This window comes from Paenibacillus glycanilyticus NBRC 16618 (assembly GCF_004000805.1).
GTDB classification, from domain to species: Bacteria; Bacillota; Bacilli; order Paenibacillales; family Paenibacillaceae; genus Pristimantibacillus; species Pristimantibacillus glycanilyticus.
This window is the reverse complement of sequence record NZ_BILY01000019.1, coordinates 43784-69334: the sequence shown is the minus strand read 5'-3', so window position 1 is coordinate 69334 and position 25551 is coordinate 43784. Positions and strand designations below refer to the sequence as shown.

At 51.0% G+C, this 25551-nt stretch carries 21 protein-coding genes; 15 read left to right on the top strand and 6 right to left on the bottom strand.

The genetic code is table 11. The annotated features are described in order from the left end of the window. The first annotated feature begins 22 nt into the window (after nt 1-22). The 5 genes from PGL01S_RS16630 (at nt 23) to PGL01S_RS16615 (ending at nt 4980) form a co-directional block, all read left to right on the top strand. Nucleotides 23-943 carry a polyprenyl synthetase family protein gene (locus PGL01S_RS16630; RefSeq protein ID WP_127495715.1) on the top strand — a complete coding sequence of 307 codons (921 nt, stop codon included), beginning with the start codon at nt 23-25 and terminating at the stop codon, nt 941-943. Between the two features lie 127 nt (nt 944-1070). Further along, complete coding sequence (gene comX, locus PGL01S_RS30865) at nt 1071-1244, top strand: competence pheromone ComX (RefSeq protein WP_015842656.1); 174 nt, start codon at nt 1071-1073, stop codon at nt 1242-1244. Nucleotides 1245-1287: 43 nt separating this feature from the next. Then, entirely contained in the window at nt 1288-3681 is a 2394-nt protein-coding gene (locus PGL01S_RS16625) for an ATP-binding protein (protein ID WP_127495714.1), read from the top strand. Beyond that, nucleotides 3659-4315 (top strand): response regulator, encoded by a 657-nt coding sequence (locus tag PGL01S_RS16620; protein WP_127495713.1) that lies wholly within the window; start codon nt 3659-3661, stop codon nt 4313-4315. The genes PGL01S_RS16625 and PGL01S_RS16620 overlap by 23 nt, the downstream gene beginning before the upstream one ends. Nucleotides 4316-4563: 248 nt before the next feature. Further along, nucleotides 4564-4980, top strand: coding sequence for a hypothetical protein (locus tag PGL01S_RS16615; RefSeq protein WP_127495712.1), 417 nt, complete (start codon nt 4564-4566; stop codon nt 4978-4980). 49 nt (nt 4981-5029) lie between these two features. Here PGL01S_RS16615 and PGL01S_RS16610 read toward each other — a convergent pair whose 3' ends face one another. Next, nucleotides 5030-6958 (bottom strand): ABC-F family ATP-binding cassette domain-containing protein, encoded by a 1929-nt coding sequence (locus PGL01S_RS16610; protein WP_127495711.1) that lies wholly within the window; start codon nt 6956-6958, stop codon nt 5030-5032. Nucleotides 6959-7095: 137 nt separating this feature from the next. Between PGL01S_RS16610 and PGL01S_RS16605 the strand changes: the two genes are divergently transcribed. From PGL01S_RS16605 to tatC, 6 genes are read left to right on the top strand one after another with little or no spacing between them, the layout of a single operon-like run. Further along, a complete protein-coding gene (locus PGL01S_RS16605; RefSeq protein WP_127495710.1) occupies nt 7096-7710 on the top strand; it encodes a 5-formyltetrahydrofolate cyclo-ligase in 615 nt (204 codons plus the stop codon). Continuing rightward, entirely contained in the window at nt 7710-8177 is a 468-nt protein-coding gene (gene moaC / locus PGL01S_RS16600) for a cyclic pyranopterin monophosphate synthase MoaC (RefSeq protein ID WP_015842663.1), read from the top strand. The genes PGL01S_RS16605 and moaC overlap by 1 nt, the downstream gene beginning before the upstream one ends. Before the next feature lie 37 nt (nt 8178-8214). Further along, the gene (locus tag PGL01S_RS16595) at nt 8215-8706 is read left to right on the top strand and encodes a MogA/MoaB family molybdenum cofactor biosynthesis protein (protein WP_116393672.1); all 492 of its coding nucleotides are present in this window, start codon (nt 8215-8217) and stop codon (nt 8704-8706) included. Next, nucleotides 8703-9722, top strand: a complete 1020-nt coding sequence (locus tag PGL01S_RS16590; RefSeq protein ID WP_127495709.1) for a molybdopterin-binding protein — start codon at nt 8703-8705, stop codon at nt 9720-9722. The genes PGL01S_RS16595 and PGL01S_RS16590 overlap by 4 nt, the downstream gene beginning before the upstream one ends. Nucleotides 9723-9763: 41 nt before the next feature. Further along, on the top strand, nt 9764-9985 hold the full coding sequence (locus tag PGL01S_RS16585; RefSeq protein WP_015842666.1) for a twin-arginine translocase TatA/TatE family subunit: 222 nt from the start codon (nt 9764-9766) through the stop codon (nt 9983-9985). Between the two features lie 37 nt (nt 9986-10022). Then, the gene (tatC, locus tag PGL01S_RS16580; RefSeq protein ID WP_244935623.1) at nt 10023-10835 is read left to right on the top strand and encodes a twin-arginine translocase subunit TatC; all 813 of its coding nucleotides are present in this window, start codon (nt 10023-10025) and stop codon (nt 10833-10835) included. Nucleotides 10836-10904: 69 nt separating this feature from the next. Here the strand turns inward: tatC and PGL01S_RS16575 are convergent, their stop codons facing one another. Continuing rightward, nucleotides 10905-12140 carry a sugar phosphate nucleotidyltransferase gene (locus PGL01S_RS16575; RefSeq protein ID WP_127495708.1) on the bottom strand — a complete coding sequence of 412 codons (1236 nt, stop codon included), beginning with the start codon at nt 12138-12140 and terminating at the stop codon, nt 10905-10907. A 312-nt stretch (nt 12141-12452) separates the two neighbouring features. On the opposite strand from PGL01S_RS16575, the gene glgB reads away from it, so the two are divergent. Then, on the top strand, nt 12453-14483 hold the full coding sequence (gene glgB, locus PGL01S_RS16570) for a 1,4-alpha-glucan branching protein GlgB (protein WP_127495707.1): 2031 nt from the start codon (nt 12453-12455) through the stop codon (nt 14481-14483). Nucleotides 14484-14511: 28 nt separating this feature from the next. After that, nucleotides 14512-15945: a glycogen synthase GlgA gene (gene glgA / locus PGL01S_RS16565; protein WP_127495706.1), complete on the top strand. Its 1434-nt coding sequence runs from the start codon at nt 14512-14514 to the stop codon at nt 15943-15945. A gap of 41 nt (nt 15946-15986) precedes the next feature. Here glgA and PGL01S_RS16560 read toward each other — a convergent pair whose 3' ends face one another. From PGL01S_RS16560 to PGL01S_RS16550, 3 genes are all read right to left on the bottom strand, one after another. After that, the gene (locus tag PGL01S_RS16560) at nt 15987-17735 is read right to left on the bottom strand and encodes an alpha-glycosidase (RefSeq protein WP_127495705.1); all 1749 of its coding nucleotides are present in this window, start codon (nt 17733-17735) and stop codon (nt 15987-15989) included. Between the two features lie 41 nt (nt 17736-17776). After that, nucleotides 17777-18580: an SDR family oxidoreductase gene (locus PGL01S_RS16555; protein ID WP_116393678.1), complete on the bottom strand. Its 804-nt coding sequence runs from the start codon at nt 18578-18580 to the stop codon at nt 17777-17779. 362 nt (nt 18581-18942) lie between these two features. After that, a complete protein-coding gene (locus tag PGL01S_RS16550; RefSeq protein ID WP_164775496.1) occupies nt 18943-19818 on the bottom strand; it encodes an AraC family transcriptional regulator in 876 nt (291 codons plus the stop codon). 189 nt (nt 19819-20007) lie between these two features. Between PGL01S_RS16550 and PGL01S_RS16545 the strand changes: the two genes are divergently transcribed. Further along, the gene (locus PGL01S_RS16545; RefSeq protein ID WP_127495703.1) at nt 20008-21783 is read left to right on the top strand and encodes a beta-L-arabinofuranosidase domain-containing protein; all 1776 of its coding nucleotides are present in this window, start codon (nt 20008-20010) and stop codon (nt 21781-21783) included. Here PGL01S_RS16545 and PGL01S_RS16540 read toward each other — a convergent pair. Beyond that, nucleotides 21780-22679, bottom strand: coding sequence for an AraC family transcriptional regulator (locus PGL01S_RS16540; protein ID WP_127495702.1), 900 nt, complete (start codon nt 22677-22679; stop codon nt 21780-21782). The two genes, PGL01S_RS16545 and PGL01S_RS16540, sit on opposite strands and share 4 nt — an antisense overlap. A 153-nt stretch (nt 22680-22832) precedes the next feature. Here PGL01S_RS16540 and PGL01S_RS16535 point away from each other — a divergent pair, with 153 nt between their 5' ends. Beyond that, complete coding sequence (locus PGL01S_RS16535; RefSeq protein ID WP_127495701.1) at nt 22833-25550, top strand: glycosyl hydrolase family 95 catalytic domain-containing protein; 2718 nt, start codon at nt 22833-22835, stop codon at nt 25548-25550. Nucleotide 25551: the final 1 nt, after the last annotated feature.

Below are 25551 nucleotides of genomic sequence, written 5' to 3'. Positions count from 1 at the left end.
CTACCGTGACGGAGGTCAGAGGATGGAAGAACTAGTGCCTATGATCGGGCATGAGATGCTGCGGATTTCCGATAAGTATTTCACTACGGAGCCGCTTCGCGGATATGCCCGTGCTTTTATACGGGAAAAGCAGGCCGAATCGATGAGATTCGGTCTTTTGACCGTGCTTCATTACCGGATGTTCGGAGGGGAATCGGGGCAGATCTATCAGGCTGCCGCGGCTGTGGAACTATTTATTCTTGCTTCGGATATTCTGGATGATTTGCAGGACGGGGACGCGCCGCATCAAGCTTGGTCCCAGGTGCCGCCGGCGGCTGCGATGCAGGCGGCGGCCTCCTTCATGGTGCTTTCGCAGCAGGCGATGCTGGAGCTGGAGTTCGATCAAGTCTTGCTGCTCCGGGTGGCCCGTATGATGAACGGCCAATTGCTGAAGGCGGCAAACGGACAAATGCTGGATTTGATGAATGCCGTGACGGACGAGGATTCCTATCTCGCCATGGTTCAGCATAAATCGGCGGCGCTTATCGTATTCGCCTGCATGGCGGGGGTCATGCTGGCAGGCCGGGAATGGCATCCCGTCGTTGCGGAATATGCCGAGGAAGTAGGAATGGCGGCCCAAATTAAAAATGATATTAAGGACCTGCTTCGCTGGGATGACAAAAATGATTTCATTTTGCGCAAAAAGACCCTTCTTACCCTGTTCCTTTTGGAGGAACTGGCAGAAGGGGATCGATGGATTTTGGACTATTTCGAAGGCAGGCTGCAGTCGGAGGATGTCGCAGGCAGGCAGCAAATGCTGGAAGAAGCGTGCGACCGGACAGGGGCGGCATTATACGGCTCGGTGCGCATGAGGATGCATTTTAACCGGTTCCAGGAACTGCTCGAAGAGGTACCGGAGACCGCCTCGGCTAAGGACAAGCTCCTAGAGATTTTCTCCAGCTAGAGCCTTTCTTCACAAACCGCAATGACGATTGCGGAAAATACGGGACATGTTGGCGTTTGCTGTCGAAAGATTTCCTGCTATAGTAGAATCAGAATTTGATTCTACTATAGCAGAGGAGGAATTTTAAATGTTGAAAGATGCTATTCGTTCGCTTGCTGCAAGCAAAGAGAAAATGTCGATGGTGATGGGTGGACAGCTGCAATTGGCTGGCGTATCCGCAGCTGAGCACAAAGCACTCCAAGATGCGCTGAAGAATCAAGACGAGAAAAAAGGTAATTACACGCTGGCTGTTTGGGGCTAATATAGCCATAAAACGACTTCATGCGAGTGCAGGAGGAGATACGATGTTTAGACCAACTCTTAGAATTTCAGCACCTCTCTTCCTGATTACATTTCTCGTCATTTTGCTCTATTTGACCCTTACGATCATCAAGGAGCCTTTTATAGGCGTCGAGCTAGTGCAAGGTTCAAAGGGAGATTATTTCGTGAAAGCTCTCGAGCCTGCCGGACAAGCGATTAGCAAAGGCATCTTGGTCGGCGATAAAATTATTTCCGTGAACGACGCGCCGGCAGGTCAATATAGTAATGTGAAGAAGTTTTTCTCCATTGAGAAATCAGATTCCGTGCTGGTCGAGCACAGTAATAAGGAACAGCAGTTAATAGAGTTTAACCGGGGCTGGTATGGGGATCATTCCAGTTGGGAATGGTTCATTCAGCTGTACATACCGCTTATTTCGCTGATCCTGTTCGCAGGGTTTTCTTCTTTTCTGTATTCGAAAAGGAAAAATGACAGCGCGGCATTGATGCTTATGCTGTTTTTTGCCACGATTGGGTTATGCTATTACTCCTCGGCGGCATCCTATCGAAGCGATCCTGTCGGATTTTCGATTATCTATTTCGTACTCCCTTCAGTGCCGATTATTTTCCTGCAGTTTATGAATCAGTACATGAAGCGGTATAATGTCGTCTTCATCAGCAAAGCCGGATTAATCGGAATGCTGAGCACGTTTGGCGCAGTGGAGCTGGGCATGCTGCTGTATGTCTGGACGGATCTGGTGTCGAACAGCGCGTTTGTCTACATACGGATGTTGTATTACGGTACCTTGCTTATCGGGAATTTCATCTGCATCTATCAGCTCGTCAGAAAGTTTCTGCAGTACCGCAAGACGAAGTTTAATTCGTTATTCAAAATCACGCTGGTATCGCATATCGTGGCGTTTACGCCGTTTACGGCAATGAACCTGCTGCCGCTCTTTATTGGCGGGGGACAGATTTTGCCGGCTGCCTTTACTTCGTTATTTTTGTTTGTGCTGCCGATCGTTTATTTCTATCTGCTCACATCCAATCAGCTCTTTGACATTGACTTCATCCTGACAAGGTTTAAATATTATACGCTTCTGTCCGCCCTGCCGGCTCTTCTGCTGACGCTTGCGATTATCGGAGTGCTGAATGGAAAGGCAGACGTATCCTGGATTGGTTACATTCAAATTTTCTTGACTACTTATGTAGTGATGACTCTCTTCTTGTACGTGAAGGAGCAAATCGATCATAAGTTCCGGCCGAAGCTGTTCAAAGCCATGTACAGCTATCAGGACAGCCTGGACCGATTCTCCCGCAAGGTCGCAACCGTGATGAAGAGAGCGGATTTGGAGGCTGTGCTGAAGCAAGAGATCAGCGACCTGCTTCCGGTTAACCGGATTGATTTTGTCCTTGTGGATCAGGCAGACGGCTCCGTGCACAAGCTGGGTGAATCCGACGAGGAGAAAGGAACGTCCTTGTTCCTGCTTCAGGTGGCGGAGTCGCTGCAGGTTGGCGAAATGGTGGAGCTGCCGCATGGCATAGGGCTTGTAATCGGCCGTCAGCGTTCCAAGTACCATGTCGTCTGGATCGGTTCGAAGACGAACCATACCCGGTTCAACTCGGACGAGCTGCGCTGGTTAAAGACGCTCGCGAATTATTCCAGTATTGTCTTTGAGAATCTATACCTGATCGAAGGCCTGATTGAGGACCTGGAATCGGAAGTGCGCAAAGAGCAGACTACCGCCCCTTGGGTTCTGCGGTTGTTGTTCTGTCTGTCGGAGAACGAACGCAGGAAGCTGGCGGCCGATCTTCACGATTCCGCGCTGCAGGACCAGTTAATCTGGTACCGCAAGCTGGAGGGATTGATGAACGATTATCCCATCTCGGACAATCTCAGCGATGAGCTGAACGAGATCAAGGAAGGCCTGCTGGACGTTATTCACCAGATCCGGGAGACCTGCAATGAACTGCGGCCGCCGCTTCTGAAAGAGATGGGCGTCATCGAAGCGGTTGAATCCATCGTGGAGCACTCGCAGATGCGCGATAATTTCGCCGTTGATTTCAGGCCGAAGCCGTTTGCCCATCCGCTTAACGAAGAGCAAATTACAGCCATTTACCGGATCGTGCAGGAATTGCTCAGGAACGCTGCCAAGCATGCGCAGGCGAACCGGGTTACCCTGGAGCTTGAACAGCGGAAAGGAAAAATCTACTTCCGCTACAAGGATGACGGTATCGGGATGGATGTTGATTATATGAAAGCCTCCTTTGAGCATATGGGGCTGTCCGGCATTAAAGAGCGGGTAGCGAGCCTTGAAGGGGAGATTACGTTCCGGTCGAAACGCGGCAGCGGGCTGGAGGTTGTAATCAACTTGCCGGAGACAATGACAACCGGTCGTTCGGAAAGGGGATTATTGCGTGATTCGTATCTTATTAGTTGATGATCATCCTTCCGTTGGCGAAGGAACCAAAACCATGATCGAACAGGATCCTGAAATGAAGGTAACCGTCGTGCTATCCGCCATGGAAGCGCTCGATGCCGTCAATCATGACCCCTTTGATATTATATTGTGTGACCTGAATATGCCGGGAATCAGCGGTCTTGAGCTTACGAAGCGGCTCATTCAGCAAGATCCCGACCGCCGGGTTCTTATCTATACCGGCTATGAGATCAGCACCCATTACAACCTGCTGATTGAATGCGGAGTCTCCGGGTTTATATCCAAGACGGTATCGAGGGAGCAGCTTCATAACAACATCCGCTGCGCGATGCGGGGGGAAGCGGTTATTCCGATAACCCTGCTGAAGCAGCTGCGGCGTAATGAAGTGAAGATTACCCGCGCGGAGAAAGCGATCGAAGAGGTCTCGATTAATGAACGGGACCAGGATATTTTGCAGGAAGTGGCTAACGGCAGCAGCAATAAGGATATCGCTGCCAAGCTTCATATGAGCCAGCGGACGGTAGAGTATAATTTAACCCGTATTTTCGAGAAGCTGAGCGTGCGTTCAAGATCCGAAGCGATTGTAGAAGCGAAACGGCTTGGCCTCATTCGCATGGAGCAATTTTTAACCTAATTGATGCTTACCCCGACTTCTCGCGATTCACCGCCGGTGAGCGTGAAAGTCTTCCTATATGGGATAGCTGCGGCGGAAGCTGCGGAAACGTATCCCCATGATTTGTCTATGTAAGACCACCCTAACTTTTGGTTTCCCTCTCAATGCTTACGCCTATATGGCGTAAGCATCTTTTTTATATAAAACAAAGTATAATTGTATCCATAAGGATTGCAGCATACATATGAGTGCAAGGTGGAGGCAAAGCAATGAAATATATATGGTTATGGGTGGTCTATATTATCCTCTTTACGATGGCTGCTATCGGTCTGGAAATATGGGAGGGAAACAAGATTACGACGACGGAATATTACGGGCTGCGCAACATGGGCAGCATCTTCGTTATGTTTTGCTTGCTTAGCAGCATTGTTCTATACGCGGTGACTTTCTTTCCGTTAACTTTGCTTCTTACGAGGTTCGTAAAGCTATTACCTGCGAGAATCGTCTTATATTCCATTGCCGGGGGGATAGTCGGAATATGGGTGTTTGATCAATTTTATGATTTGGGCGACGACTATTACGTAAAGGGATACGGTCTTAATGTAAATAGTGCCCTTATTCTGTTTGGGCTGGCAGGATTCCTCTACTCCATCATGGACAAGCTTTTGGAGAGGAAAAAGATATAAAAAAACCTCCCCGGCGCTATCACGAGGATGCGCGGGAAGGTCTTGGCGCTTATTCGCTTAATTGCTCCCACTGCTCATAAGCGGCGTTAAGCGATATGCGTTTCCCTTCAATTTTGGCTTGAATCTCTTGGATGGCCATATAGTCGTTAAAGATAGCCGGATCGGTTAATTGAACCTCGAATTCGGCTATCTGCTCCTCCAGCGAAGCGATCTCCTGCTCAAGCTGCTCCAGCTTGCGAAGGCGGCTCCGCTCTTCCCGTTTGGCTTGCTTATCCATTTCGTAGGAAGTTGGAGCTTCCGCAACAGGCTGGTTGGATTTGCTGGCCAGCTTTGCCGCTGCTTCGAGGCGGGCTTCTTCCAGCTCGGCTTTCTTCTCGATCATGTCATCATAATTTCCTAGGAAATGCTCGGTTCCTGTCGGAGTCAGTTCGACGATACGTTCCGCCATTTTGTTAAGGAAATAACGGTCATGGGAGATAAAGAGCAAGGTTCCCTCGTAATCGAGCAAGGCGGACTCAAGCACCTCTTTGCTGAACAGGTCCAGATGGTTGGTAGGTTCGTCCAGAATGAGGACGTTTGCCTGCTCCAGCATCAGCTTGGCAAGCGAGACGCGCGCTTTTTCCCCGCCGCTGAGGGAGGAAATGCGCTTTAGGACATCCTCGCCGCTGAACAGGAAGTTGCCAAGCACGGTACGCACGCGGGCTTCCTCCATATGCGGGTATGTGCCCCATACTTCCTCTAGCACCGTATTGGACGGTGTTAGCCCGGTCTGCTCCTGGTCATAGTACCCAAGCTTGACGTTAGAGCCCCAACGGACAATGCCGGTCTGCGGCTGTCTTTGTCCGACCAATACTTTTAGCAGCGTTGACTTGCCAATCCCGTTTGGTCCGATGAGGGCAACCGTTTCGCTGCGGGACAGCTTGAAGGATACGTGCTGGAACAGCTGGATGTCCTTCTCCGGAAACTTGACGGACAGGTCGGCGACATCCAATACGTCTTTGCCCGTCTGGCGCTCGATCTCGAACGTAAAACGGGCTTTCTTCAAGTCGCCAAGCGGCTTGTCGAGCACATCCATTTTATCGAGCGCTTTACGTCGGCTTTGAGCACGCTTGGTTGTGGAAGCGCGGACGATATTGCGCTGAATGAACTGCTCCATCTTGGCGATTTCTTCCTGCTGCTTCTCGTATTGCTTCATGTCGGCCTCGTATTCGGCAGCCTTCAGGTCTATGTACCGGCTGTAGTTGCCCGTGTAGCGTCTGGCGGCATGCCGTTCGATCTCTACGATGGTCGTAACAAGGGCATCGAGGAAGTAACGGTCATGGGAGACGACCAGAATGGCGCCGGAATAGCCTCGGAGATAACCCTCGAGCCAGGTCAGCGTAGGAATGTCCAGATAGTTGGTAGGCTCGTCGAGCATGAGCAGATCCGGTGCCTGCAGCAGAATGCGGGCAAGCGCAAGACGGGTCTTCTGACCGCCGCTTAAAGTGCTGATCAGCGTGTCAGGCGGGAAGCTTCCGAACCCCATCCCGTGAAGGACGCTGTTAATGCGGGTGTTGATCTCGAAGCCGCCCTGCTCGCGGAACCAGTCGGACTTGCGGGAATAACGGTCGAGGACATCCTCGTAACGCTTGGGATTGTCGTGAAGAGCCGGGTCAGCGATTTGCTGCTCCAGCTCGCGAAGCTCTTGTTCAGCTTCGATCAGATGGGAGAATACGGCGCGCATTTCCTCAATGATCGTGCGGTTCGATTGAAGACCGCTGTTCTGGGCCAGATAGCCGATCCGTGTTTCCTTGGCTTTATGAATGGCACCGGAGTCGTAGGAGAGCTCGCCCGCGATAATTTTGAGCAGTGTCGATTTGCCCGCGCCGTTTACGCCTACAAGTCCTACCCGTTCGCGTTCCAGGACTTGCATCGATATATCGGATAAGATGACGTCTATGCCATAATTTTTACTGATATTGGATAATTGAAGCAGCATGAATAATACCTCCAACAAATAATGACAGGCTTTTCCGTTCCATTATATATTACCAGTCGCCATTGGCGAAAGTTGCATAACAATGGTAAACTACAATTAAACAAAAAGCATGTATGGGAAGGCTGAGCCGGGGAACGATGAATGAACAATCAAACGGGATGCCGCTGGACAAAGCGGCGCTGCGTAAGGCTATCACAAAGCTGCGTGACGGCATTCCCCTTGAAGAGCGTATCATCCGGTCGGAGGCGGCATGCCGGTATTTAGCGAATTGGATGATGGATCGCGGAGTGACAAGCTTTCTGTGTTATGTGCCATTCCGTTCCGAACTGAATACCCGTTCATTGATTGAGTGGGGCTGGAAGACGGGAGCGGAGGTTGTTGTTCCGAAATGTTATCCGGCGGACCGGTCAATGACTTTGCATAAACTAAGCAATTGGAGCGGTCTTAAGGCAGGAGCCTACGGTATTCTGGAGCCCGACCCGGATAAGTGTCCGGCGCTGCCGGATACCTACGTTCCAGGTCTTGTCGTTACGCCGGGGATCGCTTTCGATCCAAAAGGCGGGCGTCTCGGCTACGGCGGCGGATATTATGACCGTTTTGCCGAGCGGCTGGCTCGCGAGCAGGCGGATGTAACGTGGCTTGGCATCGCGTTCGAAGATCAGCTGGTGGACGATATTCCAATGCAAGCCCATGACAGGCGAATGGACGGTATTGTAACGGAGCTTTCAGCAAGAGTTTGGAGTGAACGCTAATGGAACTGACGCATTTTAACGAGCAAGGACGGGCGCGGATGGTTGACGTCAGCGATAAGGAAGTAACGGCGAGAACGGCAACCGCGCGTACGCAGGTGAAGATGAACCCGGGTACGCTGGCCCGCATTAAGGAAGGCAGCATCGGCAAAGGGGATGTGCTTGCCGTGTCGCAGGTAGCTGCGATTATGGCCGCGAAGAAAACATCGGATTGGATTCCGATGTGCCATCCGCTTCCGCTTACGGGCGTAAATGTTACCTTCGGGGATAACGGACAAGATGAGCTGTATATTGAAGCAACGGTCAAGACAACCGGCAAGACAGGCGTAGAGATGGAAGCTTTAACAGCTGTCTCTGCCGCCGCGCTTACCGTGTACGATATGTGCAAGGCGCTGCAGAAGGATATGGTCATCGGTCCCACGTACCTGATTGAGAAAACAGGGGGCAAAAACGGAGACTATCGGATTTGACAACCCATGAGCGGATAAGGGATGGGAGGAATAATAGATGCGGTGGAAAGTAGCGATATTGACGGCAAGTGACAAAGGCTCGCGCGGTGAACGCGAAGATACTAGCGCACAGGTTATTCGCGAGCTGGTAGAGGAAGAACTGGGCGGAGAGATTGTCGATTACCGGATCGTGCCCGACGAGCAAGACGAGATTATCGCGGCCATGATCGAGATGACCGAATATTATCAAGCGGATCTGGTCTTAACGACGGGCGGAACTGGTCTGGCGCAAAGGGATGTAACGCCTGAAGCAACGCTTAAGGTGGTTGACCGCCTCGTACCCGGTATTTCGGAAGCCATGCGGATGGGCGCCTTGCAGAAGACCCGCCGCGCAATGCTCTCCCGCGGGGTATGCGGCATTCGCGGACAAGCTCTGATTATTAATCTGCCCGGCAGCCCAAAAGGCGTCCATGAGAGCCTGATGGCGATTATGGATCAGCTGCCGCATGCCTTGGAGATCGTCACCGGCACGCATGGAGATCACGAATGAGCGGATCGGATACGATACTGAAGGAAGTTCCGGTTCGGGAAGCGGTTGGTCTCCGGCTTGCCCATGATCTTACGCAGATTATACCCGGACAGTTCAAAGGACGTTTGTTCAAAAAAGGTCATGTCATTACGGAAGCGGATATTCCAAGCCTGCTGGATATCGGCAAAGAGCATATTTATATTATGGAGCTGGGCGAGAGCGAGCTGCATGAGGATGATGCGGCCATCCGGATGGCGATGGCGCTTGCCGGAGAAGGAATTGCGCTGTCCGATCCGCATGAGGGCAAGGTCAGCTTGAAGGCTGCAATGCAAGGTCTTGCATTAGTAGACCAGATTCTCGTGGAAGCGATTAATGAGCTTGGAGAGGTTGCCTTGGCGACGGTGAAGACGAACAGCGTCGTACAAGAAGGCCGGGCGCTCGCTGCTACCAGAGCCATTCCTCTTACCGTGCCTAAAGCAAAGGTTGAAGAGGTGGAAAGACTGGCTGCGGAATATAGGGCGGCCAATGAAGGGGAGGCTCCTCTTCGGGTCGTTCCTTTCCGCAAGCTGCGCGCGGGACTTCTGACAACCGGCGGCGAAGTATTTTCCGGACGCATTCAGGATAAATTTGGTCCGGCCGTCCGTTCCAAGCTGGAAGCGTTTGGCTCGGAAGTAGCCGAGCAGCGTTTCGCGCCGGATGACCGACAAATAATTGTCAAGGAAATACACTATTTGCTAGAGCAACGTTATGATATGATACTAGTGACCGGCGGAATGTCGGTTGATCCTGATGACCGGACACCAGGCGCGATAAAAGCGTCCGGAGCGGATATTGTCAGCTACGGCACGCCAATGCTGCCGGGCTCGATGCTGCTTATGGGTTATTTGAACGGCGTGCCGATTATGGGATTGCCGGGCTGCGTCATGCATGATCCGTATACTTCCTTCGATGTACTGCTGCCTCGTATATTAGCTGGTCAGACTATCGTGAGAGAAGACATTGTCCGTATGGGATATGGCGGTTTGAACAACGGTTAGTGTAGTACATAAGCGTATAACGATGAGGAGGAAGATCGAGGATGTCTGGAATTGGCGCAACGGGATTTATTTTGCTCGCAATTGTCGCTTTGCTGTTGTTTGGACCAAACAAGCTGCCTGAGCTGGGACGCGCATTCGGGCGCACGCTGAAGGAGTTTAAAGCAGGCGCAAGAGATATGATGGATGACGAGAAAGACAACAAACGGGTTGAAGTGAACCGTACGGAAAATATCGAAGTGGATAATAAGCGGCTTCCGGACTAAACCGGGCCCGCTTTTTTGCTGAAAGGGGGCTATAAAGATGAGTACATCACAAGACAAGGCTTCCGGACAGAGCTTCGACCGGGCCCGGATTCGCGAAGAAGGCTTGATGCCGCTATTCGAGCATCTTGGCGAGCTGCGGAAGCGGATTATTTATATGCTGATTGTTATCGTACTAGGCCTTATTATCGGACTCGTTATAGCCGAACCGGCCTATAACTTCCTGATGGAGCAAGAGCCGGCTAAAGGCTTGCAGCTGCATGCGTTCTCCTTGTGGGACGGCATCGGCATTTATATGAAATTTGCCTTTGTTATTGCCCTATTGCTGGCTATTCCGTTTACAGCCTATCAGCTGTGGGCCTTTGTGAAGCCTGCGCTTAAGCCGAATGAACAACGGGCAACCATTAAATACATACCGTTTGCGCTCATTATGTTCCTGGTTGGCCTATCTTTTTCATATTTTGTCGTGTTCCCGCTGGCCTTTCATTTCACGCGAAAAGTATCGGCGAATCTTAATCTGGAAGAAACGATTGGGATTACGCAGTACTTCTCCTTTATGTTTAATATTTTGATACCGATTTCACTCTTGTTCGAGCTGCCGCTTGTTATTATGTTCCTGACGGCCATCCGGATTCTTAACCCGGTAAGGCTACGCAAGATGAGACGGATTGCTTATTTCCTTATGATTTTTATCGGTGTCGTTGTGACGCCGCCGGACTTCGTATCCGACAGCCTGGTTGCGATCCCCCTTATTATTCTGTATGAGATAAGCGTGCTGCTGTCCGGAACGGTATACAAGAAACAGCTTGCTGCTGCCGAGAAACGCGAAGCAGAGTGGGCAGCGGGGCAATAACCCTGCGTTAAGCCAAAAAGACCTTGGGACTCCCAAGGTCTTTTTTTTGCTGCGTCGGCATTCGCCGGATTAATAACTCATGGCATTATCTTTGTACAGCTCTCGTCCGCCGAGCAGGGCGGCAAGAGTCTCGCGGCTCGCGGAAACGGCTGTCTTGCGTCCGGAAGCGACTCTCTCGCCCGGGCCAACAACGGCGACTTGCTCGCTTTGAGGAGCGCCAATAACCGCGCCGTCCTCGATAACCGCGTTTTCTCCGATAATGGCCTTATGAATACGGACATTCCGTCCGATTCTTGCGCCCGGCATAATGATGCTCTCGTATATCAGGCTGCCTTTGCCAACATCGGCACCGTCGCTGATAACGGAACGCTGCGCAATACCTTCCATCCGGCTATTGTCATGAACAATGCTGTCCCGCTGCGCAGACAGGTTTCGGAGAGCAGGACGCATAGGGCTTTGGCGTTTTTGGCTGCTGCCATACAATGGCCAATGCGGCTCGGACAGGCTTAGCGTACCGTCAATCAGCTCCATATGCGCTTCCCACAAGCTGTCGACCGTGCCGACATCGCGCCAGTAGCCTTCATAAGGATAAGCCGTCAGGCTTGCTCCATCCTGCAGCAGCATCGGAATGACATCTTTGCCGAAGTCATGGCTGGAAGCGGGATTGCCGGCATCTTTCAGCAGCACCTCCTTCAGCTTGTCGGTACGGAACATATAAATGCCCATGGAAGCAAGGTTGCTTCTTGGACGGGAGGGTTTTTCCTCAAATTCAACCACGCTGTAATCCTCGTTCGTATTCAAAATGCCAAAGCGGCTTGCTTCATGCCACGGGACGCGCTTGACCGCAATCGTAGCGGCTGCTCCGCTTTTGACATGCGCCTCCAGCATCGGTCGGTAATCCATTTGATAGATATGGTCGCCGGAGAGAATGAGAACATGCTCCGGATTATGCTGCTCCATATAGCTTAGATTGCAATAGATGGCATCAGCTGTCCCTGCGTAGTATCCGTTTGGAGAAGCTTCGGAAGCGGGCAATAAAGCAATCTCACCCAGATGCTTAGGCTGCACGGCGTTCAGCCATGCTTCTCCGCCGCCGATATGACGTTGAACGGTGTCCGCGCAAAATTGAGTCAGCACGCCAATCCGTCGAATTCCCGAATTCATGCAGTTGCTAAGCGGGAAATCAATCATCCGATACTGTTCTCCGAAGGGGACAACCGGTTTGGCCAGCGCCGTCGTAAGGGGTGCAAGCCGTTTGCCTTCGCCGCCTGCCAATAACATCGCCATGCAATTCATCTGTGTCATTCTATATTCCTCCAAGCTTTCTCGTATTAGGATGGTATAATCGAAAGTGTCCTTGTATCATCTGCTTACACCAGAGCTTCCGCCTTTGAAACAGCTGTTTCTATAAAGCTATTAGCGGGTATTAAACATTCTGGAATGTGTTTTTTGGCTTACGAAGCAAGAATTGCCGCCAAAAGCAGGCGCCAATTCTTTAAGCAAATCCTTACGAAGTAAGAATTGCTACAAAAGTGGTAGCAATTCTTAAGCACATGCTTACGAAGTAAGAATTGTCACCAAGAGCATGTGACAATTCTTTTTAGGAGGTTGGAAATATTGAAACGAAGCAACAAGCTTAGCGCAGACGATATTTATCAATTCCGCGAAGGAACATGGCTGAACAGCTATCGGAAGATGGGCGCGCACTTAGCGGTGGAAAAAGGACGCAGCGGCGTTCGTTTCACGGTGTGGGCACCAAACGCGAGACGTCTTGCCGTCGCATCGGACCGTAATAGCTGGGACGGGTTCAAGGAAGCCGGCTATGAGCTGGAGAAGGTCGGAGAGTCGGGGATATGGAGCGGATTTATCGAGGGCTTTGGTAATGGGGATTTGTATAAATACGATATAGAGACAAGGGCTGGCGGCAGGCAACTGAAGGCGGATCCTTATGCGTTCAAGGCTGAAGTGCGGCCTCGCACGGCGTCGGTCATCTGCTCATTAGACGGTTACGAATGGCAGGACAAGAGCTGGCTTCGCGGACGCAAGCCGCTGTTTGGCCAGCCTATAAATATTTACGAGGTACACGCCGGCACATGGAGGCAGCATCAGGATGGGCGGCTGTATACGTATGAAGAGCTGGCGGAGGAGCTGCCCGCCTACGCGGCGGAGATGGGATACACCCATATCGAGCTGATGCCCTTGGCGGAGCATCCGTACGACCGTTCCTGGGGTTATCAGGGGACGGGCTACTTCGCCGCAACAAGCCGGTATGGGGATCCTCACCAGCTGATGGCTTTTATAGACCGCTGCCATAGTCTGGGGCTTGGCGTTATCTTGGACTGGGTTCCCGGACATTTCGCAAAGGATGCGCATGGCCTGCGTCTTTTTGACGGCAGCCCGCTATACGAGAATGCGGATCCGCTGATTGCGGAGAAGGAGCAGTGGGGGACCCTTGCTTTTGATTACGAGAAGCCGGAGGTATGCGGTTTTCTGATCTCGAATGCTTTGTTCTGGATGGACGTGTACCATATTGACGGTTTTCGGGTAGACGCGATTACGAGCATGCTGCTCCGGAACTTCGACCGTCCGGATGGGCGTTGGCGGCCGAACCGGCATGGCGGCAAGGAGGATTTGGAGGCGGCAGCCTTTTTGCGAAAGCTGAATACGGTGGTGAGGACGCATTTCCCTTATGCGCTTATGATGGCGGAGGAGTCGCATGCCTATCCGGGCGTGACGGTCTCGCCGGAGCAGGGAGGATTGGGCTTCACCCATAAATGGAATATGGGCTGGATGAACGATACGCTGAAGTATTTTTCCCATCAACCCGACGAGAGAGGCAGGCATCATGGCTTGCTAACGTTCCCGATCTGGTATGCCTTTGACGAGAAATACACGCTGCCGCTGTCTCATGACGAGGTGGTTCACGGGAAGAAGTCCCTGCTGGATAAAATGCCCGGCAGCTACGAGGAGAAGTTCTCGGGTCTGCGTCTGCTGCTTGGCTATATGATGACGCATCCGGGCAAAAAGCTGCTGTTTATGGGCGGCGAATTTGGCCAATTTATCGAATGGCGCGATGAGGCGGAGCTGGACTGGCTGCTTCTCGAGTATGAACAGCACCGCAAGCTGCAGGATTTTGTCCGCGCATTAAACCGCCTGTATATAGAGCAGCGTTCATTGTGGCAGCTGGATTCCTCGCCGAAGGGGTTCGAGTGGATCGATTTCCAGGATGAGGGGCAAAGCGTCATCGTATACAGACGAAAAGGCAGGGCAAACGGGGAGTCGCTGATCATCCTCTGCAACTTCCATATGCATGCCCATGCGCGGTACCGGATAGGAGTTCCGAGCCAGGGCGGTTATAAAATATTGCTCAATAGCGACAGCCTTACTTACGGCGGCTCCGGATTCATGGAGCTTGCCGCCGCGGAAGGGGCGGTCGTCCGGTCGGAGCCGGTAGTCTGGCATGGCCGCAAGCATAGCATTGAGCTGCCGCTTCCGCCGCTTTCGGTCGTTATTCTGAAACGCGAGAAGGAATCGCGTGCTGCCGTCCGCATGGGGCAGGAGCCGCAAACTTTGCATAAGGAGCTGGCTCTCCCGGTACCGGGCAGCAAGCGCAGAGGCCGGCAGAGGGAACGGATTGCAAAGGTATAAGAGTCGAGAGCCAAAGGGGAGAGGGATCTTGAAAGTATTGTTCGTGGGGGCGGAATGCGCCCCGTTTCTGAAAACTGGCGGGTTAGGCGACGTGCTTGGCGCGCTGCCGGCGGCACTGAAGCCGTTAGGAGTTGAAGCGCGCGTCATGCTGCCGCTCTATACCTCCACACCGGAGCGTTACCGCTCGCGGATGAAGACGATTGCGGAGATTCGGGTATCGGTCGGCTGGCGGTACGCGTATTGCGGAATCAAAGAACTGGAGCAAGACGGTATTATTTATTATTTTCTCGATAACGAGCAATATTTCAAAAGAGGCTCCGCATACGGCCATGACGACGACGGGGAGCGATTTGCCTTCTTATGCCGGGCCGCGCTGGAGGCTCTTCCCGCAATCGGCTACTGGCCGGATCTTATCCATGGCCATGACTGGCATACCGGCATGATTCCGGCGCTGCTGCGCCATCATTACAGCTGGCGGCAGGAATACGCGGGCATTAAAACCGTATTCACCATCCATAACTTGCAATACCAGGGTAATTACCCGCCGCATGCATTGGGCGATTTGCTGGGTCTGCCTCCGCATTATTTGACTTACGATCATGTGGAATTTTACGGATCGGTCAGCTTCATGAAGGCCGGCATCCAGCTGTCTGACCGGGTTACAACCGTAAGCCCGTCATACGCGTGGGAGATTACGACGCCGGAATACGGCTGCGGGATGGAAGGCACGCTGCGCAGCAGAGGAGATAGTCTGGTTGGCATCGTAAACGGGATTGACGATGCTCTGTACAATCCGGCATCCGATTCGCAATTACAGGCTCGGTATTCTGGCGATGCCCCGGAGGCCAAGCTTGTATGCAAAACCGCCCTCCAGTGGGAGCTTGGCCTGCTCGAGGATGTTGAAGTCCCGCTAATCGGCATGGTTGGCCGGCTGACGGATCAAAAAGGGCTTCCGCTAGTGCTCGAGCAGCTGGACGAGCTGATGCACAGCGAAAATGTTCAGCTTGCTTTGCTTGGAACAGGCGATCCGCATCTGGAGCATCTGTTCCGCGAAGCCGAGCATCGTCACAAAGGAAGAGTCGTCTCTTATATTGGCTTTGACGACGGTCTCGCCCGCCGGATTTATGCCGGATCGGATTTGTTTCTCATGCCTTCGCAATTCGAGCCTTGCGGAATCAGCCAGCTGCTTGCTTTGCGTTACGGCAGCCTGCCGATCGTAAGGGAGACGGGCGGCTTGCGCGATACGGTGCACAGCTATAACGAATACACGGGGGAGGGCAACGGCTTTTCCTTTGCCCCCTATAACAGCTGGGACATGCTGTACACGGTTCGCCGCGCTTTAGCTTTATGGAGGAACCAAGAGGTGCGCCAGAAGCTGTTAACCCGCGCTCTGCAGGGCGATTACAGCTGGAACCGTTCGGCGCAGCAATACAAGGAGTTATACGAGGAGCTTTTGCCATAACGAATGGGGTGCCGGACGAATCCGGCACCCCTTCATTTGTATTATTCCATTTTACGCCACACAATCCGGTAGCCGTTAGGCTCGAGCCCGATAACAAGCTTGCCGTCAGGGTTGTCGATCGGCTCATCGGTCAGGGCATCGCGCCATCCGCCTTCGTTCATCGGATGCGAAAGCTCGGCCGGCTCGTCCGACCGGTTCATCCAAATCGTGAAATGCTCCTTGCCGTCCAGCCGCTCGTAAATGAGCGAGCCGCTGTCTTCATCCGCTAACAGGACGCGGAAACGGCCGTTGCGAAGGGCGGCACGCTCCTTCCTAAGCGAGATGAGCAGCTTGTAGAAATCAAACAGCTCCCGGTTCTGATCCTCTTCGCTCCACACCATGCATCTGCGGCAATCCGGGTCCTCTCCGCCCTCCATGCCGAATTCATCGCCGTAATAGACGCATGGCAGACCCATAGAGGTCATCATATATACAACGGCTTGCTTCACACGGCTCGTATCGCCGCCGCACCTGGTCATGACGCGCGGAATATCGTGGCTCGACAGCAGGTTGAACAGCGTCTCGTTCGTCTGCTGCGGATACCGCATGAGCAGCCGGTTCATTTTTTCCGCGAATCTCGCCGGCGGGATGGCACGGTCAGCGAAAAAGCTAAGCACCAGCTCCGTAAACGGATAGTTCATGACGGAATCGAACTGATCGCCAAGAAGCCAGCGCAGAGAATCGCTCCATACTTCTCCGACAATAAAAGCTTCCTTATTAGCATCCTTGATGGCTATGCGGAAATCGCGCCAGAAGTGATGGTCGATTTCGTTCGCCACATCCAGCCGCCAGCCGTCGATTCCCGTTTCTTTCATCCAGTTCACCGCGGTTTCGATCAGATACTTTTTTACATCCGGATTGGCCGTATTCAGCTTGGGCATATTGCCATAGAAGCCGAAGGTATCATAGTTCGGTATGCCGTCCTGAACTTCTACGGGGAAGCCATTTAGATGAAACCAGTCTTTATATTCCGATTGCTCGCCCTTTTCCAGTACATCCTGGAAAGGAGGGAACTGTTCGCTCGCATGGTTAAACACGGCGTCCAGCACCACGCGAATGCCATGATCATGACAGGTCTGGACCAGCTTCTTCAAGAGCTCCTTGTCCCCGAAATGAGGATCAACCTCCCGGTAATCGGTCGTGTCGTATTTATGATTGGAGGGCGAACGGAAGACCGGCGTCAAATAAACGGCGTTAACGCCCAGCTCGTTCAAGTGTTCGATGCGGTTCATAATCCCCTGCAGATCCCCTCCGAAAAAGGATTCACCTTCCGGCTGTTCTCCCCACGGGCTAGTGCCTTCCGGATCGTTTGTCTTGTCCCCATTCTCGAAGCGATCGGGAAGAATCTGATAAAAGATCGCTTCCTTCGCCCATTCCGGGGCTTCGAACAAATCTATGGAATGAATGTAATGCGCTTCGAAATAACCGCCAGCCGGCGTAGGCTCCTCCTCGGAGAAGCCGTCTTCCGTCAACCAGATTGTTTCTTCGCCGCTATGCAGCCGGAAGCCGTAGCTGAATCGTTTGAATTCCGGTCGGATAACGGCCTCCCAATAATCATGCAGGCCGTCGGCCGCAATGAGATCCATTTCGACTTCCTGGTAATGATGATCCCAATCATATTTATCTCCTGCGATTGCAACAACCCGCTCGACATCGCCGCGTTTGGTTTTAAGACGAAGATGGAACGTTTCCGGATCATAGGCATACGACCATCTATGGCTGGGGGAATGATAGATGCTTTCTCTTTGCAAAACGGGTCATCTCCTTTTCTCTACACTCCATTCAAACCGGATTAACCGCGAAGAAGTGACTCCGCCCCGTCGATATAGACCGAGGTCCCGGTGATATGGCTTGCCTCGTCCGAAGCGAGAAACAGCACGAGATTCGCAACCTGCGAAGGCTTCCCGGGTCCATCCTCAAGCGGATGACCGCCTTCCGGGAACTCGACGGGGATTCGAATCTCTTCGAGCTCCGGCTTGGGCTTGGTAGATTGATCAATGTTCGTCGAAATGGCACCCGGGCAAATCGCGTTGACGCGGATGCCGTATTCCGCAAGCTCCAGTGCCGCCATGCGGGTAAAAGCGGTCTCGCCGGCTTTCGAGCTGCTGTAGGCGCTGAAGCCGAAATTCGAGAACACGCGGTTGCCGTTAATGGAGCTCGTTATGATGATGCTGCCGCCTTTTTCCTTCAGGAGCGGGATCGCGTGCTTGACGGTCAGAAACGTCCCGGTCAGATTGACGCTGATCGTAGCTTCCCATTCTTCCTTGGACATATGCTCAATGGGAGAAATAGTGCCGTTAATGCCTGCGTTGGCAAAAACGATATCCAGCTGCCCAAACGCGGAGATTGCCTTATCGTAGGCTTCCGCCAAAGAATGCTCGTCCGATATATCGGCCTCGACGGCGATGGATTTGGCTCCAAACGCTTCCGCCTCGCGGCAGACGACGGAGAGCGTCTGCCGGTCGCGATCAAGCAGAATAAGATTCGCTCCTTCCTCCGCGAACCGGACCGCCGCAGCCCGTCCGATACCGGAACCGGCACCGGTTATTAAGGCAACTTTTCCTTCTATGCGTCTTGCTGTTGATTGACTGGACATGTACATCTCTCCTTTATGGCTTTTGCTAGTTAGTACACGGGATCCGGCCATCGTTAAACAGGCAAGGGACACAAAGTAGATGCTTAACGCGCCAATCGGAAAGGAAGAGCTATTCTATTCGCTTATAAACGTGAATAAATTTATACGGAGCAGAATGCTCCTCATGGGAGAGGGAGGTCCGGATGAAGAGTCATCTTATCAGGATCGGAGGAGATAGCATGAGCTTCCTGGAGATTATCGCCTTGCTCACGCTTCTATTAAAGATCGTGGAGTTGACTCGGAAAAAGGACTAGTACTTTTGTTCAAAAAATGGAGGGGGCTGAAATAGCCACCCTCCATTTTTATTAACAAGAAGCCGCTGTTTATTTTCTATAGATTCGGCTCATGTATTCCGATGGCGAGCAACCCATTATTTTACGAAATACTCTACTGAAATAAAATGGGTTTTTAAATCCAAGCAAATCACTGATTTCCGAAACATTGCGCTCGGAATCTTTCATAAGTCCGATTGCTTTGTTCATGAATATTCGGGCGTTGTACCCGTGAATGGTAGATCCTGTTTTCAGTTTGAAGATTTCGCACAGATAGCTGTAATTCATATCGAGACTAGCCGCAAGATCCTTGGAGTTGATCTCATAATTATTCTTGTTCTCCAGATAATCGATAATTCGCAGAACCGTACGGTCGGATTTGGTTGGCGGGTGTTCTTTCATAGATTCTTGATATAGCTTTAGATACAGCTCCATGGTTTGCAGGCTCAGGGAAAGTGATCGAAAGGGATCGGAGGAATGAAATAATTGAATAAGAACATCCAGTTTATTTTCCAACCCTTTAGTTTGAGATAGCGTTCCATGTTTGGGCAGCGCAATGGACTTTCGATAATCTTCTTGCACATCCATGACGGTAGTGGAGGCAAACAGCTTATTACTATTCAAATCATGAAATGTATCCCCATCCCCATTTAAATGACCGAAAAAATGAATCCAATACCAGGATGTTCCGGCAGGCGTTTTTGGCTCTCCCCAGTGAGACATTCCGCTTTTTAAAAAGAGGAACTGCCCTTTTTTAACAATATACTCGAGCCCTTCTTCCCATACTTCCATCTGGCCCTCGGCGACAAAGAGAAAAACATCAAAGTCGAGCATTCGACTCGGGTGTGTGTACAGGTTATTTGTCGTGTGAAATCCAAATTCTTTGATTTTAAGTATCTGATCAAAGCGTAAAATAACTTCATGCACATGAAAAATCCCCTTCATTTTGATGCGTATCGCTAATTGTAAGATGCCCCTCGTACTTTGTCTATTACTTTGATAAACCCAAAAATAAGATATGCAATCCAAAGTGAGGGAATTCAAAGCGTGGACTTTCCCGTTTAAAATGGGGGTGTTGCAAGAAGTATGACATCGCGAAAAGAGGGGGAAATCAATATGTTCGTCAATTTTAAACTTGATGAAGTCAAGCTTACTGACCAAACATTTGCTTGCCGAAGAGCACTCGTAAAAACGTATATATCTGAATTTAACGTGGATCGCCTTATGCATAATTTTAAGATCAACGCGGGTATCCCGTCGAATGCCGAACCCTTAGGCGGCTGGGAAGACGGCGAGTGCGGTCTGAGAGGCCATTTTGTGGGACATTTCCTCTCAGCTTGTGCAAAATTCGCTTTTGCCGATCAGGACGGACTGTTAAAAAGCAAGGCATCCGCGATAGTAGACATCATGGAATTATGCGCCAAACCAAGCGGATATCTGAGCGCGTTCGAAGAAGAAAAGCTGGATATCTTAGAATTTGAGGAAAATAGAAAGGTATGGGCGCCTTATTATACCCTACACAAAATCATGCAGGGTTTAGTCGACTGTTATGACTATTTGGGTAACGCCAAGTCCTTGCAGCTTGCTGTTAACTTAGCCCTTTATGTTTATCGGCGATTCGAGAAGCTCTCTTATTGGAAAATCGATGGAGTACTCCGCTGTACAAAATTGAATCCGGTGAATGAATTCGGGGGGATAGGAGATACGATCTATACTTTGTATGATTTGACAGGGGATGATCGGCTGTTCGAGCTGGCAAACAAGTTCGACAGGATGTACTTTGTGGATACGCTTGAAGCCGGGCACGACATCCTTGAAGATCTTCACGCCAATACGCATCTTCCCATGGTCATTGCAGCTATGCATCGGTTTTCGATCAGCGGTGAAACGAAATACAAAGAAATGGCCATAAATTTTTATCAATTTTTGCAAGGAAGGACCTTCGCCAACGGTAATAGCAGCTCCAAGGCTACTGCTTATATTCAAGGCAGTGTCTCTGAGAAATCAGAGCATTGGGGAGGCTTCGGTAAGCTTGGGGATGCTTTAACTGGCGGTGAAAGCGAAAGCTGCTGTGCTCATAATACGGAAAAAATTTTGGAGCGATTGCTTGAATGGTCCGGGGCGGTTGAATATCTGGATCATCTGGAGACGCTGAAATATAATGCCGTCTTGAACAGTGCAAGTGCGAAAACGGGCCTCTCGCAGTACCATCAGCCTCTTGGCAATTGCGCGATTAAGAAATTTAGTGAGCCATATGATTCTTTCTGGTGTTGTACCGCGTCCGGAATTGAAGCGATGAGCGAACTTCAAAAAAACATCTGGTTTAAAAGCGAAGGCACGATTTTGCTTAATGCTTTTATTTCTTCTACGGTTATTTGGAGAGAGCAGAAAGCGGTTATCTCGCAAACAAGCGAATTTCCTAACAATCCAACTTCTAGGCTCGTCATCGAAGTTACGGAACCTACCTCATTTAAACTGCTGCTGAAAAGACAAGCCATTAAAGGGATTAAAATCAATGGCATGCCTATCGATGTAATGGAGGACAACGGTTATATCATCGTAGAGCATACTTATAATAATCGCGATATCGTTGATATTGAAATCCATGCAGACCTGAAACGGGTTCCACTTCAGGGCTCCGAAGACATTTCGGCAGTCATGTACGGCAATATTTTGCTTGCTCAGGTTGAGCATCAAAAACTGCAAGAGGATATCACCGACTCTAACCTCCTCGAGAAATTCATTCAGCTTCCAACGGTGGATTTGGCTTTTTCCGTAGAAGGGCATCGGGAGATGAAATTCATTCCGCTGTATCGAGTAGAGGAAGAAGAATACACGGTTTATAGCGATTGGACGGGGCAAGCCATGCCGCATGGTCGTTGTTCGCTTTAGTCAGCCGTTTTGGGAATTTGAGCAGAACGCGATAAGCGATACCGGCTTGCCGGCATTCCATAGTTTGTTTTGAAGGCCGAGCAAAATTGCTCTAGAGACGAGTATCCGACCGTTTCCGCGATATGGCTGATTGTCATGGTCGTCGTGGTAAGAAAATGGGCAGCTGCGCTTAACCTGGCCATGTTACGCTTTTGGGTAAACGTCATGCCGTAAAATTGTTTGATCGTTCTTTCCGTTTGTCTAACGCTTAAGCCCAATGTGCTCGCAAGCGCTTGTACGGAAATGAAGCTATATTGAGAAAGAAAGCTGTGTTCGATGGTGGCCAGTCGTTTGTCGTCCGGCGTTTGCAGCGGTGTCGGCGAGACGGAGACGGCCATCTGGTCCCCCATATAATTCCGAATGAGCTTGACGACAATCTGTTCGAGAATGGTGCCTACATACCAGTGATATCCAATAGATTTGCGGGTCGTTTCGAATGAAAGCTGTTCGAACAGCTCCATCAAGTTTTGCGAATCTTGGCCGAACCAGAATGGAGTTTGCGCGAAGGTTTCGGTTAAGATATCAAGTTCCGGATCCCGAGTAGGCTCGTAATCCAGCAGCTCGAAGCAAATACAGTATTCCGACATAGGATCCGAAGGGTTCGTGATCTGCTCATGGACGACATCAGGGCCTGTCATAAACAAGGTGCCGGGGACGATCGGATAACTGCGGCCGCTTGCAATCAACGTTCCTTGCCCGAGAGGAATAAAATGCATTTCATAGCTTCGTTTGCTATGGCTGTGCTCCGGAAAAGAACGATAAAAAATGCCCAGCTTGATATAGAGCACATTCAGTGCAAGCCCGCCGACTGTGATCTTCAGATTCGTATTTTCCAAGTGGATCGGCGGTAAATTCATGCTCCATTCGCTCCTCAGACCGTTTATGTTCCCATTATATCAGATCTGCGAATTTGCGACATTTAGAGCGAGGATCTGTCGTTCTAGTGAATGCCGCTTTATAGGAGGCGATCGTTATAATAATAGTCAAACGAAGTGAAGGAGAATCCTAGCATGACGAAAGATTCGAACTCTGTACGCCTGTACGAAAAAGGCAATTATGCCGGCACTTATACCGAGATTCCAGCGTTCAATTCCGGTCGGGCGTGGCGGGACGGAATGGTTAGCGGAAACGGCGAGAACGGGTACGTCACGTCCGGATCGCCGTATGCTGACACCTTTATTTTTCAATATATGTGGTTCAACTATCCGTCCGGCGATCCGAGGGCGATTCCGGAAGAACTGACGGGACAGCTTGCCGCGGCCAGGAGGAATGTTTTTGATCTTAACGATCAATGGAAGATTACTTTTCCGGACGGGTCAACCAGAAGAAGAACCTTTTTGTACAGCTATCATCCTGGACATCAGCTCAGATTAAACGTCAAGAACAAGGGAGCCGTGTCCGGCTATGAAAGATGGACGAACTATGAGACGGCGGAAACCGGCGTCCGTTATTCCGATGATTGCGGCGAGTGGATCCGAACGTCGTTTACGTCCAGGGAAGACAATGTATCGATTACGAAGATCGCGCAATCGTCCGCCGGCGCCAAGATCAACATGATCATTTCCATTGATGACATTTCGGGCATGTACAAAGCGCGGGACGGGTTGTCCGAGCTGACTGCGCTTCAATACAAGAAGCTCGTTGATCCGAATGCGACCTATATCGCGCAGGTTGCCCATTATCCGTCCTACCCGGGCAGCGAGTTGATCGATGGAGGGTACGCCGGCCTGACCCGGGTTGTGGTCGTTAACGGAACCCAGAAGAGAGTGCTGCTGGCGGACACGAATGAACCGATGAATGTCGGAGAGGAACGGAATCCGGCGATTCAAGTCATCGATGCCGACGCCGTCTATTTAATTACGCAATCGAACCGAACATTTGATATGGGCAAAATCGATGATTTTGCAGGTATGACGCAATACTCGATCGTTGACTGTCTGTTTCAGAATACGAATGCTGTCGCGGAAAAATATAAGGACGTTTCCGGCAAATTCGACTACAATGCCGCCCTTGCGCCTCATGCTCTAAAGCATGCCGCGGAATTTAACGCCGTGCGTTTTTCTCTTGCTGGCGACGAGGACGACAAAATCTCAGACAATGTAACGCTGATCAACGCGCAGAAGGCTTCCAAATCGAGGATCAATCATGCTTTTATGGAACAGGTGTACAACCAGGGGCGATATGCCTTGATTTGCTGCAGCGGCTCAAGCGCGCCGCGGTTGTATGGCATGTGGACCGGAGAGTGGAATCCGGGCTGGCGCGCCATCTATACGCTTGACGCCAACGTGAATTTGCAGGTCTCTCCCATGAATACAGGCCATATGACGCATGCCCAGCTTGGGTATATCACCTTCTTCTTGAGAAATGCGCCCGATTTTGAATACAATGCTCGAATGGCCTACGGGATGCATGATGCGCTTCAGGTGTCGGTCAACTCGGATATCGACCGCGGGATGCACGTGGAATACGACAATGACTATCCGTTTCAATATTGGAATGCGGGAGCAAGCTGGTGTTTGCTTCCCATCTTCGAATATTGGCAGTGCTGCGGCAATCAACAGATCCCGATCAACGATTACATGAGAATCCATGAACTGAAGTCTATTCTCAGCGTACGGGACGGGGGGCTGACGGATGGAGAATTCGAAAAGCTGCTCGAACAAGGATATCTGGATTTAGAAAAAGATATTTTGCTTACGTTGTTGACCAAGCAGGCTAATTTCTGGGAGCAGCTATGTACGCCGGAGTACTATACCGATGTAAACGGCAACGCGTGCTATGAGCAAGGCAAATCGGTGCTAAATCCAGGCGAGAAATATCTGCTCATCCCTACCTATTCGCCGGAGAATAACCCGATTGGTTACAACAGCACGCTTACGGCCAATGCCACCATGGATATTTCGGCAGCGAGGGACGGACTGCATATGGTCATAACAGTTGAACGAGCGATCATGCGCGAAGGATACGAAGCAGCGGTCGAACGATGGGAGTCTTTGCTGGGACTGCTGCCGGACTACAAGGTGGACAAGGACGGCGCTTTGCGCGAATGGGCGATGAATGAATATACGGAGAACAACAACCACCGCCATTTGAGCCATCTTTACCCGGCATGGCCAGCATACGAGACGCAGAACGATGCGGAGCTCACGAAAGCCGCCATTACCGCGATGGAGAACCGAAACAAATACAATACGTCGGACGCCACGGCAGGGCACGGCTGGATGCACAAGGCGCTGGTCTCTGCGAGATTAAAGGACGGCAACGAAGTAGCCGCTGCCCTTCTGCCGATGATGACGGATTCCGGTTATTACGCATCGCTGATGACGGACCATGACACAAACAGAAGATGCGATACTTATTGCACAGATACCTTATTCGGTACTGTGGGAGCCGTTAATGAAGCGCTGCTATTCTCCAACAACGGTGAAATTGAGGTTCTTCCGGCACTACCCTCCGAATGGCAATCGGGTTCCATTCATGGGTTGATGGCAAGAACCCGGGTGGAGGTCCGCGCTTTAACATGGGATCTCTTATCCAAAACGGTGAGCGTTACCTTGAATTCCATTGTTAATTCCAATGAAATCAAATTTAAATTGGGCATCCCTTGGACAAAAGCCGCGGTCAACGGAAGAGAAGCAGCGGCTCTTGAAGGGAGATATGGGGAATATCTCCACCTATCTCTGAATTCCGGTATAGACGTTACCGTCGAATTTACATTATCCGATTAAC

What these genes read in the sequence shown, in the direction of transcription:
- comX (WP_015842656.1), top strand. Translation starts at nt 1,071, where the DNA reads ATGTTGAAAGATGCTATTCGTTCGCTTGCTGCAAGCAAAGAGAAAATG.
- tatC (WP_244935623.1), top strand. Translation starts at nt 10,023, where the DNA reads ATGAGTACATCACAAGACAAGGCTTCCGGACAGAGCTTCGACCGGGCC.
- PGL01S_RS16555 (WP_116393678.1), bottom strand. Translation starts at nt 18,580, where the DNA reads ATGTCCAGTCAATCAACAGCAAGACGCATAGAAGGAAAAGTTGCCTTA.
- PGL01S_RS16625 (WP_127495714.1), top strand. Translation starts at nt 1,288, where the DNA reads ATGTTTAGACCAACTCTTAGAATTTCAGCACCTCTCTTCCTGATTACA.
- PGL01S_RS16575 (WP_127495708.1), bottom strand. Translation starts at nt 12,140, where the DNA reads ATGACACAGATGAATTGCATGGCGATGTTATTGGCAGGCGGCGAAGGC.
- PGL01S_RS16585 (WP_015842666.1), top strand. Translation starts at nt 9,764, where the DNA reads ATGTCTGGAATTGGCGCAACGGGATTTATTTTGCTCGCAATTGTCGCT.
- PGL01S_RS16595 (WP_116393672.1), top strand. Translation starts at nt 8,215, where the DNA reads ATGCGGTGGAAAGTAGCGATATTGACGGCAAGTGACAAAGGCTCGCGC.
- PGL01S_RS16615 (WP_127495712.1), top strand. Translation starts at nt 4,564, where the DNA reads ATGAAATATATATGGTTATGGGTGGTCTATATTATCCTCTTTACGATG.
- PGL01S_RS16630 (WP_127495715.1), top strand. Translation starts at nt 23, where the DNA reads ATGGAAGAACTAGTGCCTATGATCGGGCATGAGATGCTGCGGATTTCC.
- PGL01S_RS16590 (WP_127495709.1), top strand. Translation starts at nt 8,703, where the DNA reads ATGAGCGGATCGGATACGATACTGAAGGAAGTTCCGGTTCGGGAAGCG.
- PGL01S_RS16545 (WP_127495703.1), top strand. Translation starts at nt 20,008, where the DNA reads ATGTTCGTCAATTTTAAACTTGATGAAGTCAAGCTTACTGACCAAACA.
- PGL01S_RS16540 (WP_127495702.1), bottom strand. Translation starts at nt 22,679, where the DNA reads ATGAATTTACCGCCGATCCACTTGGAAAATACGAATCTGAAGATCACA.
- moaC (WP_015842663.1), top strand. Translation starts at nt 7,710, where the DNA reads ATGGAACTGACGCATTTTAACGAGCAAGGACGGGCGCGGATGGTTGAC.
- PGL01S_RS16605 (WP_127495710.1), top strand. Translation starts at nt 7,096, where the DNA reads ATGAATGAACAATCAAACGGGATGCCGCTGGACAAAGCGGCGCTGCGT.
- PGL01S_RS16610 (WP_127495711.1), bottom strand. Translation starts at nt 6,958, where the DNA reads ATGCTGCTTCAATTATCCAATATCAGTAAAAATTATGGCATAGACGTC.
- PGL01S_RS16535 (WP_127495701.1), top strand. Translation starts at nt 22,833, where the DNA reads ATGACGAAAGATTCGAACTCTGTACGCCTGTACGAAAAAGGCAATTAT.